Below are 17,716 nucleotides of genomic sequence, written 5' to 3' on the forward strand. Positions count from 1 at the left end.
TCGTTCAGCGTCACGGGGCTTGATCCAGCGCCTTGCGTTGAATCATAGGCACTGCCGCGCCACTGTGCTGCCATCAGTCTGCAACGGATTTTGCCCGATAATGCGGCATGCGGCAGACTGCCCCCCCTGCTTGACCCATCATGGCAAGCCGAGCGACATCGGCGCCGATCCTGCTGATTTTCTTCGACAATCGCTACCCTCGAGGCCCGTCTTGGACACCACGGTCTTTCTCGCCGTCATCGCCGCCGCTGCCCTGCATGCCGGCTGGAACGCCCTGCTCAAGATCGGTCTCGACCGCTTCCTGACCGCCACCCTGATCCAGGTCGGCGCCGGCCTGGTGGCGCTCTGCGCACTGCCGCTGGTCGCCGTACCGCAGGCCGCAGCCTGGCCCTGGATCGCGCTGTCGGCCGTGCTGCACATCGGCTACAACTTCTTCCTGGCCCGCGCCTACCAGTACGGCGACCTGGGCCAGGTCTACCCCATCGCGCGTGGCAGCTCGCCGCTGATGGTCGCCCTGCTCTCGCTGCTGCTGTTGCATGACGGGCTCGGCACCCAGCAGCTGCTGGGCCTGCTGGTGCTGGTGATCGGCATCTGGTTGATGGCGCTGCGCGGCGGCCACCACCAGGCCCCGCAGCGGGCGATGCTGTTCTGCGCCCTGATGACGGCCCTGTTCATCGCCGGCTACACCCTCAGCGATGCCATGGGCGCCCGCGCAAACGGCGATGCGCTGAGTTATTCGCTGTGGCTGTTCAGCGTCAACGGCGCGGTGATGGCGGCGGTGCTCGCCGTCAGCCGCGGGCCGCGCGCCTTTCTCCAGCTGGGCCCGCACTGGCGCGGCGGGCTGGCCGGCGGGGCGATGTCGATGGCGGCCTACACCATCGTCATCTGGGCCATGACCCAGGCACCGGTGGCCCTGGTGTCGGCGCTGCGCGAAACCAGCGTGGTGTTTGCCGTGCTGCTCGGGGTGCTGTTGCTCAAGGAACCCATGCGACCGATCCGGCTGCTGGCGTGCGGGGTGATCGCGCTCGGCGTGGTGCTGATGAAGCTGGCGTAGCCGATTCGAGGACCGACATGGCCGATACCCCTCGCGCGGCACGCTGCAGAGGCTGACCCGGCATTCCGCTCAGGAACCCGAAGCCGCCTTTGTGGTTCTGTTGAACAACGGGGGCCGAAACGTCGACCGTTTTTCCGTCATGTGCCGGCGGCATGCTGGCCAGGCTGACTGCACGGACACCCACGTGGTGCCAGCCCTGTCGACCGTGGCAACCCCGTCAGGCTGCGGCGCCAGCGGCTGGTCCCGGAAGTTTTTTGCCCGCCAGGCAGGCTTGCGGCACACTAGCGCCCTTCCCGAGCATCCGCTCGTTTATCTGCTCAAGAGTCCGTATGACCCGTTCTCCCTTCCGCCGCATGGCCTTCAGCGCGCTGCGCCGCCTGCTGTACCTCTGGGTACGCTCGGAAACCATCAACCAGTCCGCCTTCACCCTCAAGCTCGATCGCAGCAAGCCGGTGTTCTACGTGCTGCAGCAGCCCTCGGTGAGCGACCTGGCCGTGGTCGACCGCGAGTGCACCAAGGCCGGCCTGCCGCGCCCGGTGCTGCCGGTGGCCGTCGGGGAACATGTCGAGCCGGCGGCGTTCTTCTACCTGACGCCGGAACCGGACTGGTTCGGCCGCCAGGACAAACGCGGGATTTCGCCCACCCTGGATCGCGTCGTCAGCGCCCTCGGCCGGCATGCCGTGGATGACGCGCAGATCGTCCCGGTCAGCGTGTTCTGGGGGCAGTCGCCGGATCGCGAGACCAGCGCCTGGAAACTGCTGTTTGCCGACAGCTGGGCCGTTACCGGCCGCCTGCGCCGCCTGGTCAGCATCCTGATCCTCGGGCGCAAGACCCGCGTGCAGTTCTCCACGCCGATCCACCTGCGCGAACTGGTCGAGCAGGACAAGGGCCAGGAGCGCACCCTGCGCATGGTGCACCGCATCCTGCGCGTGCACTTCCGCAACCAGAAGGCCGCCGTGATCGGCCCGGACGTGTCGCACCGGCGCAACCTGGTCAAGGGCCTGGTCCACGACCCGCTGGTGCGCCAGGCCATCGTCGACGAGGCCGAGCGCGAGAAGATCAGCCTGGAAAAGGCCGAAGCCCAGGCGCTGCGCTACGGCAACGAGATCGCCTCGGACTACACCTATACGGTGATCCGCTTCCTCGAGCTGGTGCTGTCCTGGTTCTGGAACAAGATCTACGACGGCATCAAGGTGCACAACATCGAGGGCGTGCGTGACATCGCCCAGGGCCACGAGGTGATCTACGTGCCCTGCCACCGCAGCCACATCGACTACCTGCTGCTCTCCTACCTGCTGTTCCGCAACGGCCTGACGCCGCCGCACATCGCAGCCGGCATCAACCTCAACATGCCGGTGATCGGTGGCCTGCTGCGCCGTGGCGGCGCCTTCTTCATGCGCCGCACCTTCAAGGGCAACCCGCTGTACACCGCAGTGTTCAACGAGTACCTGCACACCCTGTTCAGCAAGGGCTTCCCGGTGGAGTACTTCGTCGAGGGCGGCCGTTCGCGTACCGGACGCATGCTGCGACCGAAGACCGGCATGCTGGCCATCACCCTGCGCAGCTTCCTCCGTTCGCATCGCCTGCCCATCGTCTTCGTGCCGGTGTACATCGGCTACGAGCGCGTGCTCGAAGGCCGCACCTACCTGGGCGAGCTGCGCGGCGCGAGCAAGAAGAAGGAATCGATCTTCGACCTGTTCAAGGTGCTCGGCGCGCTCAAGCAGCGTTTCGGCCAGGTGTCGGTCAACTTCGGCGAGCCGATCAAGCTCGGCGAATTCCTCGACCAGCAGCAACCCGGCTGGCGCCAGCAGGAGCTGGGCCCGCAATACCGGCCGAGCTGGCTCAACGAAACCACCAACCGCCTGGGCGAACACGTGGCGCGCCACCTCAACGAGGCGGCGGCGATCAACCCGGTCAACCTCGTCGCCCTGGCACTGCTCTCCACCAGCAAGCTGGCGCTGGACGACCGCGCCCTGGCGCGCGTGCTCGACCTGTACCTGGCGCTGCTACGTGCCGTGCCCTACTCGCCCCACACCACCCTGCCGGAAGGCGACGGCGCGGCGCTGATCGAGCACGCCAAGGGCATGGACCTGCTGGCCGAGCAGAAGGATGCCCTGGGCAAGATTCTCTACCTGGACGAGCAGAACGCCGTCCTGATGACCTACTACCGCAACAATGTGCTGCACATCTTCGCCCTGCCGGCACTGCTGGCGAGCTTCTTCCAGAGCAGCGCACGCATCAGCCGCGAGCAGATCCTGCGCTTCACCGGCGCACTCTACCCCTACCTGCAGTCCGAACTGTTCATCCGCTGGGAGCAGAGCGAGCTGGAAGGCGTGGTCGACCAATGGCTGGCCGCGTTCGTCGAGCAGGGCCTGCTCAAGGTCGAGGGCGACGTCTACGTGCGTCCGGCACCCAGCTCCCGCCAGTTCGTCCTGCTGACGCTGCTGTCGCGCTCGGTGGCGCAGACCCTGCAACGCTTCTACATGGCCATCGCCCTGCTGCTCAATGCCGGGCAGAACGCGATCAGCGCCGAGGAACTGGAGGACCTGTGCACGGTGATGGCCCAGCGCCTGTCGATCCTGCACGGCCTGAATGCGCCGGAGTTCTTCGACAAGAGCCTGTTCCGCCACTTCATCCAGAGCCTGCTGGATCAGGGCGTGCTGCGCCAGGACGAAGCCGGCAAGCTCAGCCACCACCCGCTGCTCAGCGAACTGGCCGAAGGCGCCGCCAAGCGCGTGCTGCCGGCCGAGATTCGCCTGTCGATCCGCCAGGTGGCGCTGGACCGCAACGAGGACGAGCCGGCCAGCGTCTGACGCCGCTGCCGCACCGGGTGGATGTCGTTTTCCCCATCCACCCGCATGGCTCGATACGCCAGGCGTGAACCAAAGCGAACCTGTCAGGCGTCTGGCAGTCAGTCGTCAAGCCACACACCGGCAGGAGGCCCGGCCATGATCGACTCCCTGATGTTGAGTGCTGCACGCATCACCACCCTGGCGGCTGGGCAGATACTGACCAACGCCAGTGGTTTCTTCTTCCGCCGCGAGCAGCGGCTGTTTCTCGTCACCAGCCGCCACGTCGTGCTCGACGAACCCAGTGGCCATCAACCCGACAGCCTGCAGATCGAACTGCATACCGACGCCAGCAACCTGGCCAGCACCGTCAGTTTCTCCATCCCGTTGTATGACGGCGAGCAGCATCTGTGGCGGCAAGGCATGGACAGCGCCGGCGAGATCGATGTGGCGGTGATCGAACTGGATCAGGCAGCCCTTCCCCATGACGGCGCCTATCACGCCTTCACCCCGCAACACCTGCTGCAGCCTGACGAAGATGTCGAAATCGGCTCGACGCTGCTGGTGGTGGGCTTCCCGCTCGGCTTCCAGGACAGCCTGCACCGCATGCCGGTCGCCCGGCATGCCGGCCTGGCTTCCTCGTTCGGCCTGCGCTTTCAGGGGCTCGGCTACTTCCTCACCGATGGCCGCACCCATCGCGGCATCAGCGGCGCACCGGTGGTCAAGCGCGCCGAGCTGGACAGCGAACTGCCCTGGCGCCTGCTCGGCATCCACTCCACGCGCCTGCTCGGCAACCGCGACGAGGACCAGGACGAAGCCCTGGGCCTCAACTGCACCTGGTATGCCGATATCCTGTTGACGCTGACCGAATCACCCGCCCCGTAGGCTTTGTACGAAAAGTGCCTGGGCTCGGTGATGCTGCGTTGAAATCGCTCTCAGAATGCTCATTTACAGCACGTAAACTGCGCTTCCTCGAGCGATTTCGTGGGGCCGCCATCGGCCTGGCCTGACCTTCGCTCGACGACTTTTCGTACAGAGCCGTAGGAGCGGCTTCAGCCGCGAGCGCTTCGCCGCAGCGCGGCGGCCTCAGGCCAGCAGCAGCGGCAGGAGCAACGCGGTGCCGATACCCAGCAGGCTCATGCCCAGGGCGGCGAACGCGCCGCACTCCTCGCCCTCCTGCAACGCATGGGCGGTGCCGATGGCGTGGGCGTTGATGCCATAGCTCAGGCCGCGCGCCGCCGGATGATCGACACCGGCCCAGCGCAACAGCAACGGCCCCAGCGCCGTGCCGATCACCCCGGTGAGCATCACCATGACCGCGGCCAGCGACGCGACCCCGCCGATCTGCTCGGCCACCGGCATGGCGATCGGCATGGTCACCGACTTCGGCGCCAGGCTCATCACCACGCTCCAGTCGGCGCCCAGGGCCCAGCCGATGGCCAGGGTCAGGCTGACCGAGAGCACGCCCCCGGCGAACAGGGTGATCATGATCGGCCAGAACAGCTGGCGAATACGCTTGATGTTGTGTTGCAGGGGGACCGCCAGCGCCACGGTGGCCGGACCGAGCAGCCAGGCCACCGGCTCCGCACCGGCGCGGTAGGTCGCGTAGTCCACCCCGCAGAGCAGCAGGGTGGTGACGATCAGCGTCACCGAGACCAGTACCGGCTGCAACACCAGCCAGCCACTGCGGCGATACAGCCAGGCAGCGATCAGGAAAGCGGCGAGCGTCAGGGCGATGGCAAACAGCGGGTGGTGAGTCAGCAGCGTCATCCCTTGCGCTCCTGGCGGCGAATCAGCGTCTGCAGCAACCAGCCGCAGAATGGCACCGTGACCAGCAGCGACAGCAGCAGCGCGGTGGCGATCACCGGCAGCTCGCCGAGCAGCAGGTCAGTGCTGGTCATGATCCCCGAGGCCGGTACCGCGAGCAGCAGCGGCAGGTAGGGCAGCAGGCCGCCGGCGGCCTGTTGCAGGGGCTCGGGCACGGCGCCGCGCCACATCAACCAGACCGAGAGCAGCAGCAGGCCGATGATGGACGCCGGCAGCATCGGCAACAGCCAGTGGTTGAGGGCCACGCCAAACAGTTGCAGCAGGACCAGCCAGAACAGGCCACGCACCATCATGATCTCGATTCCTCCTTATGGCGCCCGCGACGGAACAGCGGGCGCGGTTCAATGACCGAGCGACCATACAACACACTGAGCCCGTCGAGGCCCTTGAGTGCATCGGCCAGCGACTTGTCGGCACGCACGGCGAAGGCATCGAAGCCACACTGGCGCATGTGCGCCAACTGATCGCGCAGCACGTCGCCCACGGCCCGCAGCTCCCCACGCCAGCCCAGGCGCGTGCGCAACAGGTAGGCCTGGCTGTAGCCACGGCCATCGCGGAAGCTGGGAAAGTCGATGGCGATCAGCGTCAGGCTGGCGAGCAACGGCTGCAGCGCTTCCGGCTCGTCATCCACCTGCAGCAACAGGCCATCGGCGCTCATCGCCCTGCCCTCCAGCACCGCCGCAGGCTGCCGTGCGCGCCAGGCCGCCAGCGGCAGGATCAGCGGCGCCGACGGGGCGTCGTCGCCGTCGTGCAGCTGCCAGGGATCGTCATCGACGATACGGGCCTGGCCCTCGACCAGACGGATCAGGTTGTTCATGCCGCCACCTCCCGGCTGTACACGCGCTCCTTGAAGGGCTCCAGGCCGATGCGCTGGAAGGTGTCGAGAAAGCCTTCGTTGACCTCGCGGTAGTCCACGTAGGTGCGCACGATGCGCTCGATCACCTCGGGCACCTGTTCGGCGGCGAAGGACGGGCCTATCACCTTGCCCAGCGCCGCCTGCCGGCCCTGGCTGCCGCCGAGGGTGAGCTGGTACCACTCGCTGCCGTTCTTGTCGACGCCGAGAATGCCGATGTTGCCGATATGGTGGTGACCGCAGGCGTTCATGCAGCCGGAGATGTTCAGGCTGATCTCACCCAGATCATGCAGGTAGTCGAGGTCGTAGAAGCGCTGCTGGATGGCCTGCGCAACGGGAATCGACTTGGCGTTGGCCAGCGCGCAGAAGTCGCCCCCCGGACAGGCGATGATGTCGGTGAGCAGGCCGGCGTTGGCGGTCCCCAGGCCGGCTGCCTGGGCCTGCGTCCACAGCGCGTGGAGGTCGGCCTTGCGCACGTCGGGCAGCACCAGGTTCTGCTCATGGGCGACGCGGATCTCGCCGAAACCGTAGCGTTCGCTCCAGTCGGCCAGCGCCTCCATCTGCTCGGCGCTGACATCGCCGGGCGGTGCGCTGATGCCAGGCTTGGTCGACAGCAGCACGCTGACGTAGCCGGGAACCTGATGCGCCATGACATTGCGCGAGACCCAGCGGGCGAAGGCCTCGTCGTGTGCCAGGTGGGTGCCGAAGTCGAGATCGATGGCATCCAGCGGCACGTAGGCCGGCTTGCGGAAGGAGGCCGCAACGCGCTGGTACTCGTCGTCGGTGAGCTGCGCCGGGCCATCCTTGATCATCTGCCATTCGCGCTCCACCTCGGCGGCGAACGCCTCGATGCCCAGCGCCTTGACCAGGATCTTGATGCGCGCCTTGTACTTGTTGTCGCGCCGGCCATGGCGGTTGTACACGCGCAGGATGGCCTCGACGTAGGACAGCAGATCGCGCCAGACCAGGCCCTCGCGCAGCACCTGGGCGATGATCGGCGTACGCCCCAGGCCACCGCCGACCAGTACGCGCAGGCGCAGCTCGTCTGCCTCGTCGCGGTAGAGCTGCAGGCCGATGTCATGCACCTGCACCGCCGCGCGATCCTCCTCGGCAGCGCACAGGGCGATCTTGAACTTGCGCGGCAGGAACAGGAATTCCGGGTTGACCGTCGACCACTGGCGCAGGATTTCGGCCAGCGGGCGCGGGTCGAGGTACTCGTCGGCAGCGACCCCGGCGAAGGCCTCGGTGGTGATATTGCGCACGCAGTTGCCGGAGGTCTGGATGGCGTGCATGTCGTGCTCGGCCAGCCAGTCGAGGATGTCCGCCACGCGCTCCAGCTCGATCCAGTTGAACTGGATGTTCTGCCGCGTGGTGAAGTGCCCGTAGCCCCGGTCGTATTCGCGGGCGATATGCGCCAGGGCGCGCATCTGCCGTGCCGACAGGGTGCCGTAGGGAATCGCCACGCGCAGCATGTAGGCATGCTTCTGCAGGTACAGGCCATTCTGCAGGCGCAGCGGCAGGAACTCCTCCTCGCTCAGTTCGCCACTCAGGCGCCGCTGAATCTGGTCGCGGAACTGGGCGACGCGCTCGCGCACCAGCGCGCGGTCGTAGTCGTCGTATTGGTACATGCCGGCTGCCTCCTGATCACGGGGTGTCGACTATGCCTGCCGGCCGTGCACCGAAAACAGCGCCAGAAAAGCCTAAAAAAACCGGATCAGACGGACCGGGGAACGACCGGCAACCGGCTCTGATCAGCGCGGCGCGATGTCGCAGGGGGCGCGCCACTGGGCGCCTGACCGCAACGCTGGACGCCTTGATCGACGCGACCTGCAGCCAGCCGAAGGCGTTTCCGGGGCGCCGACCGGGTGCATCTGATCTGCTTTTTTAACGAAAACCTGAGCCTGTTTTGCGAACAGCCCCGCTCGGATCATGGCGCCAGCCTGATAAACGCCTGATGAGGGCAACGCACATGACCGACCTGATTCCCGCGCGGAACCTCGACACCGCCAAACCCATCCGCCTGACCCCGGCCCAGGCCGGCGGCCCGATTCACACCCGCAGTTTCAGCGGGCGCTACCGCAACCTGCGCCTGCTCGGTGCCGGGCTGCTGTTCCTGCTGTTCTTCGGTACCGCCTGGATCAACTGGAATGGCCGCCAGGCCGTGCTCTGGGACCTGGACAACCGCCAGTTCCACATCTTCGGCGCGACCTTCTGGCCGCAGGACTTCATCCTCCTCTCGGCCATCCTGATCATCGCCGCCTTCGGCCTGTTCTTCATCACCGTGCTGGCCGGCCGCGTCTGGTGCGGCTACGCCTGCCCGCAGAGCGTGTGGACCTGGATCTTCATGCGCGTGGAACAGATCACCGAGGGCGATCGCGGCCAGCGCATCAAGCTCGACGCCGCGCCCTGGTCGCTGCAGAAGCTGGCACGCCGTGGCGCCAAGCATGCCCTGTGGCTGGCGGTGAGCCTGGTCACCGCGCTGGCCTTCATCGGCTACTTCACGCCGATCCGCACGCTGACCCTGGAGCTGGCGACGCTGCAGGTCGGCGCCACCACCGCGTTCTGGGTGCTGTTCTTCACCGCCGCCACCTACATCAACGCCGGCTGGCTGCGCGAGAAGGTGTGCCGCGACATGTGCCCCTACTCGCGCTTCCAGAGCGTGATGTTCGACAGCGATACGCTGGTCATCTCCTACGACGCCGCCCGTGGCGAGAACCGCGGCCCGCGCCGCAAGGACGCCGACTACAAGGCCGAAGGCCTGGGCGATTGCATCGACTGCACGATGTGCGTGCAGGTCTGCCCCACCGGCATCGACATCCGCGATGGCCTGCAGCTGGAATGCATCGGCTGCGGCGCCTGCATCGACGCCTGCGACAGCGTGATGGACAAGCTCGGCTATGCCCGTGGCCTGGTGCGCTACAGCTCCGAACACGAACTGGCCGGTGGCAAGACCCACTGGCTGCGCCCGCGCCTGGTCGGCTACGCGGCGATGCTGGCGGTGATGATCGGCGCCTTCGTCTGGGCGCTGAACGAGCGGCCGCTGATCTCCCTGGACGTGACCCGCGACCGGGGGCTGTTCCGCGAGAACGCCCTGGGCCAGATCGAGAACATCTACAGCCTGAAGATCATCAACAAGACCCAGCAACCGCGCAGCTATGCCATCGCCCTGGTCGAACCCGGCGACTTCGAACTGCACGGCCCGCGCACGCTGAACCTGGCGCCGGGGGAAATTCGTGACCTGCCGCTGAACGTGGCACTTACCTCCTCCGAAAACGCTGCCAGCACACGCACCCTGGAGTTCGAGGTCCGCGACCAGGCCAACCCGGACAGTCGCGTCAGCACCCAGAGCACCTTCCTCGCGCCACTGCGTTGAGGCCTGGTACGGCGTGCTGTCTGCTCAACCGGAGCGCCCCTCTCTCCCCACGGGGAGAGGGTGCAGGCACGCCTCACCTTGCTCCATCGCCGGGTGGCGACAGCACGCCCACATCCGCGACTCCTCTTCATCGATTCACGAGGCACTGCCATGTCTGCCGCTCACCCCGTAAAGTGTTCGCCCATACCCTTTGCTGCGGTGAACCAGGACAGGATGAAGCGCTACGAAAAATTCGCCGACGAGATCGCCGAACTGATCCGCACCGGCGTGCTCGGCCCCGGCGAGAAGGTACCCTCGGTGCGCCACGCCAGCCGGACCTACGGGGTCAGCCCCTCGACTGTGTTCCAGGCCTACTACCTGCTGGAGGATCGCGGCCTGATCCAGGCGCGGGCGCGCTCCGGCTACTTCGTTCGCGAACACGCCAAGCGCCCCCTGCACGAACCCGAGCTGACCAGCCACGCGGCCCACACCACCGACGTGGACGTCAGCGAGCTGGTGTTCTCCGTGCTGGCCTCGCTGAAGGACCCGCACACCGTGCCCTTCGGCTCGGCCTTCCCCAGCCCCGACCTGTTCCCCCTGCCGCGCCTGGCCAAGAGCATGGCGCATGCCCTGCGCATGCTCTCGCCGCACGAGATCATCGCCGACATGACCGCCGGCAACGCCGACCTGCGCCGGCAGATCGCCCTGCGCTACATGGTCAGCGGCGTGATGCTGCCGATGGAGGAACTGGTGATCGGCAACGGCGCCATGGAGGCGCTCAACCTCTGCCTGCAGTGCGTGACCCAGCCCGGCGATCTGGTGGCCATCGAATCGCCGACCTTCTACGCCTGCCTGCAGGTGCTGGAACGGCTGCAGCTCAAGGCCGTGGAGATTCCCGTGCACCCGCGCGAGGGCATCGACCTGAGCGCTCTCGAACAGAGCCTGGAGCAGTTGCCGATCAAGGCCTGCTGGTTCATGAGCAGCCTGCAGAACCCGCTCGGCGCCAGCATGAGCGAAGCCAAGAAGCAGGCGCTGTACGAACTGCTGGTCAAGCATCAGGTGCCGCTGATCGAGGACGATGTGTACGCCGAGCTGTATTTCGGCAGCCACCCGCCCAAGCCGGTGAAGAGCTTCGACCGCGAAGGCCTGGTGATGCACTGCAGCTCCTTCTCCAAGAGCCTGGCGCCGGGTTACCGCATCGGCTGGGTCGCCGGCGGACGCTATGCCGAACAGATCGCCCGGCTCAAGCTGATGACCACCATCTCGCCCTCGGTGCCAGCCCAGGCGGCGCTGGCCGACTACCTGCAGCACGGCGGCTACGACCGCCACCTGCGCAAGCTGCGCCATGCCCTGGAGATGCAGCAGAGCGCGATGCTCGCCTCGGCCGCCCGGCACTTTCCCGCCAGCACACGAGTCACCCGCCCGGCCGGTGGCTACTTCCTCTGGTTCGAGTTTCCCGAACGGCTGGACTCACTGCAGCTGCTGCGCCTGGCCCTGGCCCAGGGCATCAGCCTGGCGCCGGGACCGATCTTCTCCGCCAGCCAGGGCTTCCGCCACTGCGCACGACTCAACTACGGCCATGCCTGGAACGCACGCAGCGAGCAGGCCATGGAAGTGCTCGGACGCCTGGTGGCGGGGCTGCTCTGACGCCACGCACGTGCCCGTAGGGTGGATGACGCCTTTTTCATCCACCGAGCAGGCAACCACGGTGGATCGATGAAGCGCGATCCACCCTACGCCTCGCCATCCACCCATCCGTACCCCGTAGGGTGGATGACGCTCTTTTCATCCACCGAGCAGGCAACCACGGTGGATCGATAAAGCGCGATCCACCCTACGCCTCACCATCCACCCATCCGTACCCCGTAGGGTGGATGACGCTCTTTTCATCCACCAAGCAGGCAACCACGGTGGATCGGTGAAGCGCGATCCACCCTACACCTCGCCATCCACCCATCCGTACCCGTAGGGTGGATGACGCTCTTTTCATCCACCAAGCAGGCAACCACGGTGGATCGGTAAAGCGCGTCATCCACCACCCAGGCAACCAGGGGCGGGCCCTACTTCCACCAGTACTCCACCTGCACCCCGAAGTTGGAGCCGTTGCGGGCGCTGCCGAAGGCGCCGTTCTCGGACAGTGCCGAGCCGTCGGCCAGCAGGTTGGCGGCTCGTTGCGCCGCCTTGTTCCAGCTGGCGTAGGTGTAGTACAGGCGAATTTCCGGGCGCTGCCAGAAGCCCGGGCCGGCCGGCGACCAGGTCGGCGCGATGGTGAACTTGGTCAGTTTGCGCGTACCACCGGGAGCCTCGACCTGATCGCGGCCCAGCTCGCCCACCAGCTTGAACTGCTCGGTGAAGGCATAGCTGGTACGGCCACCGACGGACAGCCAGTTCTGGTCCGCGCCATCCGGGCGCTTGTCCTTCTGATACACCAGCTGCACCTGGCCACCGAGACGCGGGGTCACCTGGAAGTCGAAGAACTCCACCAGCCGCCAGCTGCTACTGCTGCTGTCCAGGGTCGGGTCGCCGGTGTATCCCAGGCCGGTGCCCGGCCCGCGTCCGTACTGCAGGGCGAAGGTGTTGACGCCGCCGAGGACGTCCTGCTGCTTGTGCTGCGCGGTCACCGCCCAGCCGCTGTGGCCGTCGGTGCTGTCCGGCTTGTCGATGTAGCTGACGCCGACTTCCAGCTCGCCACCCGGATTGACCTTGAAGCCACCGACGTTGAAGTCGTGGCGGTTGATGTAGGGCTCCTGATCGTAGTTGTCCTTGCGCGAGAACACGTAGCTGTACTTGAGATCACCGATGACCATCTCGTCGATACCGAAGCCGGTGGCGCTCTGGTTCCAGTAGTAGAAGTCGGAGATGTGGATGTCGTTACGCTTGTAGAAACGTCGCCCGGCCCACAGCGAACCGCCATTGAGGGCCGGCATGTTGCTCCATTCCGCGTACATCTGGTTCATCCGCGCGAAGCCGTAGTCACCGGTGAACTTGGGCGTGTGCCCGTACTGGTTGTAGAGCTGCGCCATGCCCTCGACGCTGATCACCGAACCATCATCGAGTCGCAGCAGGTCCTGGCGCAGGTCCAGCTCGGCGTACTGCTCGCACTCGTTGCCCAGGCGGTACTTCGATTGCGCCCCCGGCAGCTGGAAACATTGCTGGGTGCCGCCGGTATCCGCGCCACCGATGCCGCTGCGCACGTAACCGCTGAATTCGACGGCCTGCACCTGCGGCGTGGTCATGGCCAGCGCCAGCACGCAGGGGACGCCGAGTGAACAGGTGAGGCGTTGCTGTGTGGTCTTCATCGTTGCTCCTGATTGTTGTTATTGAGCGATGCTGCGGATTACCGCCGCAGCGGCGGTTTCGTTGCCCTGCTGCAGCGTGGCCCGGATGCACTCCCGGGCGGCTGGGCAGCCCCGGATTGCGTCCGGGCTGGACGATCAACCTCTCTTCAAGTGCGCGACCTTGCCGTCACCGGCCTGGCGCTTCTTTGCCAGCAGGCGCTCGCCGCTCTGCGCGTCGAACAGCAGCACCCGGCTCGGCTCGAAGCGCAGCGCCAGGCTCGCGCCGACCTGCGGCACCTGGTCCGGCGCGAGGCGGCAGCAGACCTTGGTCTGGTTGAGGTTGACGAACACCAGGGTGTCCGGCCCGGTGGGCTCGGTCACCTCCACCTCGGCGCAGATGCTCGGTGCCTCGGCGGCGCCGTCAGCAGCCAGCTGGATCTGCTCGGGGCGAATGCCGAGGATCAGGTCGCGGTTCTCCAGGCCCGGTGCCAGATCCCCCAGCGGCAGTTCGCAGCGCGCCTGGCCGGCGACTCCGAGCGCCGAGTCGAGTGCGGCCCAGCACTGGCCATCACGGCGTTGCAGGCGCACGGGGATGAAGTTCATCGGCGGCGAGCCGATGAAGCTGGCGACGAACAGGTTGGCCGGGTCGTTGTAGATCTGCTGCGGCGTGCCGAACTGCTGGATGATGCCGTCCTTCATCACCGCCACCTTGTCACCCAGGGTCATGGCCTCGATCTGGTCATGGGTGACGTACACCGTGGTGGTCTTCAGGCGCTGGTGCATCAGCTTGATTTCGGTGCGCATCTCCACGCGCAGCTTGGCGTCGAGGTTCGACAGCGGCTCGTCGAACAGGTAGATCTTCGGCCGCCGCGCCAGCGCCCGGCCCATGGCCACGCGCTGCTGCTGGCCGCCGGAAAGCTGGCCGGGCTTGCGTTGCAGCAGATGTTCGATCTGCAGCAGCCGGGCCACCCGGGCCACTTCCTCGTCGATGGCGGCCGGCGCCAGCTTGCGCATCTTCAGGCCGAAGGCGATGTTGTCGCGCACGCTCATGGTCGGGTACAGCGCGTAGGACTGGAACACCATGGCGATGTCGCGATCCTTCGGGCTCATGCCGCTGATATCGGCGCCATCGACCTCGATCGCGCCGCCGCTGATGTCCTCCAGCCCGGCGATGCAGTTCATCAGGGTGGATTTGCCGCAGCCGGATGGGCCGACCAGGATCAGGAACTCACCGGAGTCGATCGACAGCTCGATGTTCCTCAGGGTGTCCGGCAGACCGCTGCCGTAGGACTTGTTGACGTTGCGCAGTTCGAGGGTAGCCATTTCATTTCTCCAATCGCCGAGGCGTCAGCCCTTCACCGCGCCGGCCGTCAGGCCGCGCAGGAAATACTTTCCGGCCACGATGTAAACCAGCAGCGTCGGCAGCCCGGCGATCATCGCCGCGGCCATGTCGACGTTGTATTCCTTGGCGCCCGTACTGGTGTTGACCAGGTTGTTGAGGGCCACGGTGATCGGCTGCGCGTCACCGCTGGCGAACACCACGCCGAAGAGGAAGTCGTTCCAGATCTGGGTGAACTGCCAGATCATGCAGACCATGATGATCGGCACCGACATGGGCAGCAGGATGCGCCCGAAGATGGTGAAGAAGCCGGCGCCATCGAGCCGCGCCGCACGCACCAGGGCCTCGGGCACGGTGACGTAGTAGTTGCGGAAGAACAGCGTGGTGAAGGCGATGCCGTAGACCACGTGGACCAGCACCAGGCCCGCGGTGGTATTGGCCAGGCCCAGCTTGCCGAGAGTGAACGAGGCCGGCAGCAGCACGGTCTGGAACGGCAGGAAGCAACCGAACAGCAGCAGGCCGAAGAACAGCTGCGAGCCACGGAAGCGCCACATCGACAGCACGTAGCCGTTCAGCGCACCGATCGCGGTGGAGATCAGCACGCCCGGCACGGCGATCTTCACCGAATTCCAGAAGTAACCGTCGACCACGCCCCAGGCCTTGACCCAGCCGATGAACGTCAGGGTCTCGGGCCAGGACAGCAGGTTGCCGCTGCGGATGTCCTCGGGCGTCTTGAGGCTGGTCAGCAGCATCACCACCAGCGGCACCAGGTAAAGCGCGGCGGCGAACAGCAGGGTGGCGTGGATGGCCAGACGGCTGGGGCTGAGCGCCCGTGTCCGGCGCTTCGCCCCCAGGTGGTCATTGGCGGTGGGTCGCGGCGCGACGCTCGCATCAGTCATGGCGTTTGCCCCGCAGTTCGGAATAGAGATAGGGCACCAGCAGCGAGAGGATCGCGGCCAGCATCAGCATCGCGCTGGCCGAACCGATGCCCATCTGGCCGCGGCTGAAGGTGAAGGAGTACATGAACATCGCCGGCAGATCGGAGGAGTAGCCCGGCCCACCCGCGGTCATCGCCGCCACCAGATCGAAACTCTTGATGGCGATGTGCGCGAGGATCATCACCGCGCTGAAGAACACCGGGCGCAGGCTCGGCAGGACGATGCGCAGGTAGATGGTCGGCAATCCCGCGCCGTCCACCTGGGCAGCGCGGATGATCGACTGATCGACGCTGCGCAGGCCGGCCAGGAACAGCGCCATGACGAAGCCCGAGGCCTGCCATACGGCGGCGATCACCAGGCAGTAGATGACCCGGTCCTGGTCCACCAGCCAGTCCAGGCGAAAGCCTTCCCAGCCCCAGTCACGCAGCATCTTGTCCAGGCCCAGGCCGGGGTTGAGCAGCCACTTCCAGGCGGTGCCGGTGACGATCATCGACAGCGCCATGGGATACAGGTAAATGGTGCGGATGAAGCCTTCGCGGCGGATGCGCTGGTCCAGCAGCACCGCGAGGAACACGCCGATCAGCAGGCTGATGCCGATGAACAGGCTACCGAACACCAGCAGGTTCTGGCTCGCCACCCACCAGCGGTCGTTGTCCATCAGGCGCATGTACTGCTGCAGCCCGACCCATTTGTAGCTGGGCATGAAGCTGGAGTTGCTGAACGACAACACCAGGGTCCAGAGGATGTAGCCGTAGAAACCGACCAGCACCACCAGCATGCTGGGCGCCAGCACCAGCTTGGGCAGCCAGCGTTGCAGCATGTCGAGAGGCGAGGCCTTGGTCATTACCGGGGTGAGACTCATCGGGCAGTACCAGTCAGCGCAGTGAAATTCGGGCCGAACGCTGCCCCGACCAGGCCAGGGCCCGGTCGTGCGAGGCAGGGTTCAGGAGAGGGGCCGGGCGTGCCGGCCCGCTGGTGCTACTGGGCGGCCTTGATCGCCGCGTAGATCTGCGCGCCGGCCTTGCTCGGGTCGGCGTCCTTCTCGCTCATGAAGTTGGTCACCACATCGAAGATGGCGCCCTGCACGGCGAGGTTGGTGGCCATGCTGTGGGCCATGCTCGGCTCCAGCTTGCCGTGCTTGTCCGCGTCGAGGAAATCCTTCATCGAGGCCTGGGCGCAGCTGTCGAACTGGCTCATGTCCAGGTCGGCACGCACCGGGATCGAGCCCTTGTTCTGGTTGAACACGTACTGGAACTCGGGCTCCAGGGCGATGCGCGCCAGGGCGTGCTGGGCGGCGATGTCGCCTGCGTCCTTGAGCCGGAACATGGCCATGGAGTCGATGTTGTAGGTGTAGCTGCCGGCCGTGCCGGGCATCGGCACGCACTGGTAGTCCTTGCCCGCCACCTTGCCGGCGGCGGTCCACTCGCTCTTGGCCCAGTCGCCCATGATCTGCATGCCGGCCTTGCCGTCGATCACCTCGGCGGTGGCCAGGTTCCAGTCACGTCCGGCGCGGTTCTCGTCCATGTAGGTGGCGAGTTTCTTCAGCGCGGTGAACACCTCGGTCATCTGCGGGCTGGTCAGGGTCGCCTCGTCGTTCTCGACGAACGCCTTGTGGAAACCGTCGGCGCCCATGATGCTCAGCACCAGGCCTTCGAACACGGTGCTGTCCTGCCAGGGCTGGCCACCGTGGGCCAGGGCGACGAAACCGGCGGCCTTGAGCTTGTCACCGGCGGCGTAGAGTTCGTCGAGGGTGGTCGGCGCCTTGTCGATGCCGGCCTTGGCGAACACCTGCGGGTTGATCCACAGCCAGTTGACCCGGTGGATGTTCACCGGCACCGCGACGTAGTGGCCGTCGTACTGCATGGTGTTGGCAACGGTCTTCGACAGCAGGCCATCCCAGTCGTTGGCCTTGGCCACCTCGTCCAGCGGCGCGAGCAGGTCCAGCGCGCCCCACTCCTGCAGGTCGGGCCCCTTGATCTGCGCCGCACCCGGCGGGTTGCCGGAGACCACGCGGGTCTTCAGCACGGTCATGGCGGCGGAGCCGGCGCCCCCGGCCACTGCGCCGTCCTTCCAGGTGAAACCATCCTTCTCGACCAGGTCACGCAGGACCTTCACCGCGGCGGCCTCGCCACCGGACGTCCACCAGTGCACCACTTCCACCGTACCTTTGGAGTCGGCGGCCAGGGCGGCGAAAGGGAACAGGGACGCGAGAGAGACGGCAGTGGCGATGCGAGTAATAGCGTTCATCGGAATACCTTTCTTGTTGTTATCGGGCAAGTCGTGGTG

General features: G+C 66.3%; 14 protein-coding genes. 5 read left to right on the top strand and 9 right to left on the bottom strand.

Going from position 1 to position 17,716, the window contains the following annotated elements:
• Positions 1-211 precede the first annotated feature (211 nt).
• From EWH21_RS17385 to EWH21_RS17395, 3 genes are all read left to right on the top strand, one after another.
• Entirely contained in the window at positions 212-1,054 is an 843-nt protein-coding gene (locus EWH21_RS17385) for an EamA family transporter (protein ID WP_037053675.1), read from the top strand.
• 329 nt (positions 1,055-1,383) lie between these two features.
• A complete protein-coding gene (gene plsB / locus EWH21_RS17390) occupies positions 1,384-3,867 on the top strand; it encodes a glycerol-3-phosphate 1-O-acyltransferase PlsB (RefSeq protein WP_277698927.1) in 2,484 nt (827 codons plus the stop codon).
• A 135-nt stretch (positions 3,868-4,002) separates the two neighbouring features.
• On the top strand, positions 4,003-4,728 hold the full coding sequence (locus EWH21_RS17395) for a serine protease (protein ID WP_037053673.1): 726 nt from the start codon (positions 4,003-4,005) through the stop codon (positions 4,726-4,728).
• Between the two features lie 201 nt (positions 4,729-4,929).
• Here EWH21_RS17395 and EWH21_RS17400 read toward each other — a convergent pair whose 3' ends face one another.
• Genes EWH21_RS17400 through EWH21_RS17415 form a run of 4 tightly spaced genes read right to left on the bottom strand, consistent with a single transcriptional unit; the run spans position 4,930 to position 8,151 of the window.
• Positions 4,930-5,613, bottom strand: a complete 684-nt coding sequence (locus tag EWH21_RS17400; RefSeq protein WP_037053672.1) for an LrgB family protein — start codon at positions 5,611-5,613, stop codon at positions 4,930-4,932.
• Positions 5,610-5,963: a CidA/LrgA family protein gene (locus EWH21_RS17405; protein ID WP_277698928.1), complete on the bottom strand. Its 354-nt coding sequence runs from the start codon at positions 5,961-5,963 to the stop codon at positions 5,610-5,612. The genes EWH21_RS17400 and EWH21_RS17405 overlap by 4 nt, the downstream gene beginning before the upstream one ends.
• Positions 5,960-6,487, bottom strand: a complete 528-nt coding sequence (locus tag EWH21_RS17410; RefSeq protein WP_152489238.1) for a DUF934 domain-containing protein — start codon at positions 6,485-6,487, stop codon at positions 5,960-5,962. The genes EWH21_RS17405 and EWH21_RS17410 overlap by 4 nt, the downstream gene beginning before the upstream one ends.
• Complete coding sequence (locus EWH21_RS17415; RefSeq protein ID WP_277698929.1) at positions 6,484-8,151, bottom strand: nitrite/sulfite reductase; 1,668 nt, start codon at positions 8,149-8,151, stop codon at positions 6,484-6,486. Before EWH21_RS17415 ends, EWH21_RS17410 begins: the two co-directional genes overlap by 4 nt.
• A 341-nt stretch (positions 8,152-8,492) precedes the next feature.
• Here EWH21_RS17415 and ccoG point away from each other — a divergent pair, with 341 nt between their 5' ends.
• The gene (gene ccoG / locus EWH21_RS17420) at positions 8,493-9,896 is read left to right on the top strand and encodes a cytochrome c oxidase accessory protein CcoG (protein WP_150605864.1); all 1,404 of its coding nucleotides are present in this window, start codon (positions 8,493-8,495) and stop codon (positions 9,894-9,896) included.
• Between the two features lie 213 nt (positions 9,897-10,109).
• Entirely contained in the window at positions 10,110-11,522 is a 1,413-nt protein-coding gene (gene mapR, locus EWH21_RS17425) for a GntR family transcriptional regulator MpaR (protein WP_037053662.1), read from the top strand.
• A 413-nt stretch (positions 11,523-11,935) separates the two neighbouring features.
• Here the strand turns inward: mapR and EWH21_RS17430 are convergent, their stop codons facing one another.
• From EWH21_RS17430 to EWH21_RS17450, 5 genes are all read right to left on the bottom strand, one after another.
• On the bottom strand, positions 11,936-13,174 hold the full coding sequence (locus tag EWH21_RS17430; RefSeq protein WP_150605866.1) for a carbohydrate porin: 1,239 nt from the start codon (positions 13,172-13,174) through the stop codon (positions 11,936-11,938).
• A 135-nt stretch (positions 13,175-13,309) separates the two neighbouring features.
• Positions 13,310-14,476 (bottom strand): ABC transporter ATP-binding protein, encoded by a 1,167-nt coding sequence (locus EWH21_RS17435; protein WP_134677448.1) that lies wholly within the window; start codon positions 14,474-14,476, stop codon positions 13,310-13,312.
• 24 nt (positions 14,477-14,500) lie between these two features.
• A complete protein-coding gene (locus tag EWH21_RS17440; RefSeq protein WP_277698930.1) occupies positions 14,501-15,391 on the bottom strand; it encodes a carbohydrate ABC transporter permease in 891 nt (296 codons plus the stop codon).
• On the bottom strand, positions 15,384-16,292 hold the full coding sequence (locus EWH21_RS17445) for a sugar ABC transporter permease (protein ID WP_277698931.1): 909 nt from the start codon (positions 16,290-16,292) through the stop codon (positions 15,384-15,386). Before EWH21_RS17445 ends, EWH21_RS17440 begins: the two co-directional genes overlap by 8 nt.
• A gap of 116 nt (positions 16,293-16,408) precedes the next feature.
• The gene (locus EWH21_RS17450) at positions 16,409-17,677 is read right to left on the bottom strand and encodes an ABC transporter substrate-binding protein (RefSeq protein WP_277698932.1); all 1,269 of its coding nucleotides are present in this window, start codon (positions 17,675-17,677) and stop codon (positions 16,409-16,411) included.
• Positions 17,678-17,716 lie beyond the last annotated feature (39 nt).

This window comes from Pseudomonas sp. REST10, assembly GCF_029542605.1.
In the GTDB taxonomy this organism is placed as follows: Bacteria; Pseudomonadota; Gammaproteobacteria; order Pseudomonadales; family Pseudomonadaceae; genus Aquipseudomonas; species Aquipseudomonas khazarica.

Coding starts and splice junctions, on each gene's coding strand:
- EWH21_RS17395 (WP_037053673.1), top strand. CDS start 4,003: ATGATCGACTCCCTGATGTTGAGTGCTGCACGCATCACCACCCTGGCG.
- EWH21_RS17450 (WP_277698932.1), bottom strand. CDS start 17,677: ATGAACGCTATTACTCGCATCGCCACTGCCGTCTCTCTCGCGTCCCTG.
- ccoG (WP_150605864.1), top strand. CDS start 8,493: ATGACCGACCTGATTCCCGCGCGGAACCTCGACACCGCCAAACCCATC.
- plsB (WP_277698927.1), top strand. CDS start 1,384: ATGACCCGTTCTCCCTTCCGCCGCATGGCCTTCAGCGCGCTGCGCCGC.
- EWH21_RS17435 (WP_134677448.1), bottom strand. CDS start 14,476: ATGGCTACCCTCGAACTGCGCAACGTCAACAAGTCCTACGGCAGCGGT.
- EWH21_RS17400 (WP_037053672.1), bottom strand. CDS start 5,613: ATGACGCTGCTGACTCACCACCCGCTGTTTGCCATCGCCCTGACGCTC.
- EWH21_RS17415 (WP_277698929.1), bottom strand. CDS start 8,151: ATGTACCAATACGACGACTACGACCGCGCGCTGGTGCGCGAGCGCGTC.
- EWH21_RS17445 (WP_277698931.1), bottom strand. CDS start 16,292: ATGAGTCTCACCCCGGTAATGACCAAGGCCTCGCCTCTCGACATGCTG.
- EWH21_RS17430 (WP_150605866.1), bottom strand. CDS start 13,174: ATGAAGACCACACAGCAACGCCTCACCTGTTCACTCGGCGTCCCCTGC.
- mapR (WP_037053662.1), top strand. CDS start 10,110: ATGAAGCGCTACGAAAAATTCGCCGACGAGATCGCCGAACTGATCCGC.
- EWH21_RS17410 (WP_152489238.1), bottom strand. CDS start 6,487: ATGAACAACCTGATCCGTCTGGTCGAGGGCCAGGCCCGTATCGTCGAT.
- EWH21_RS17405 (WP_277698928.1), bottom strand. CDS start 5,963: ATGATGGTGCGTGGCCTGTTCTGGCTGGTCCTGCTGCAACTGTTTGGC.
- EWH21_RS17440 (WP_277698930.1), bottom strand. CDS start 15,391: ATGACTGATGCGAGCGTCGCGCCGCGACCCACCGCCAATGACCACCTG.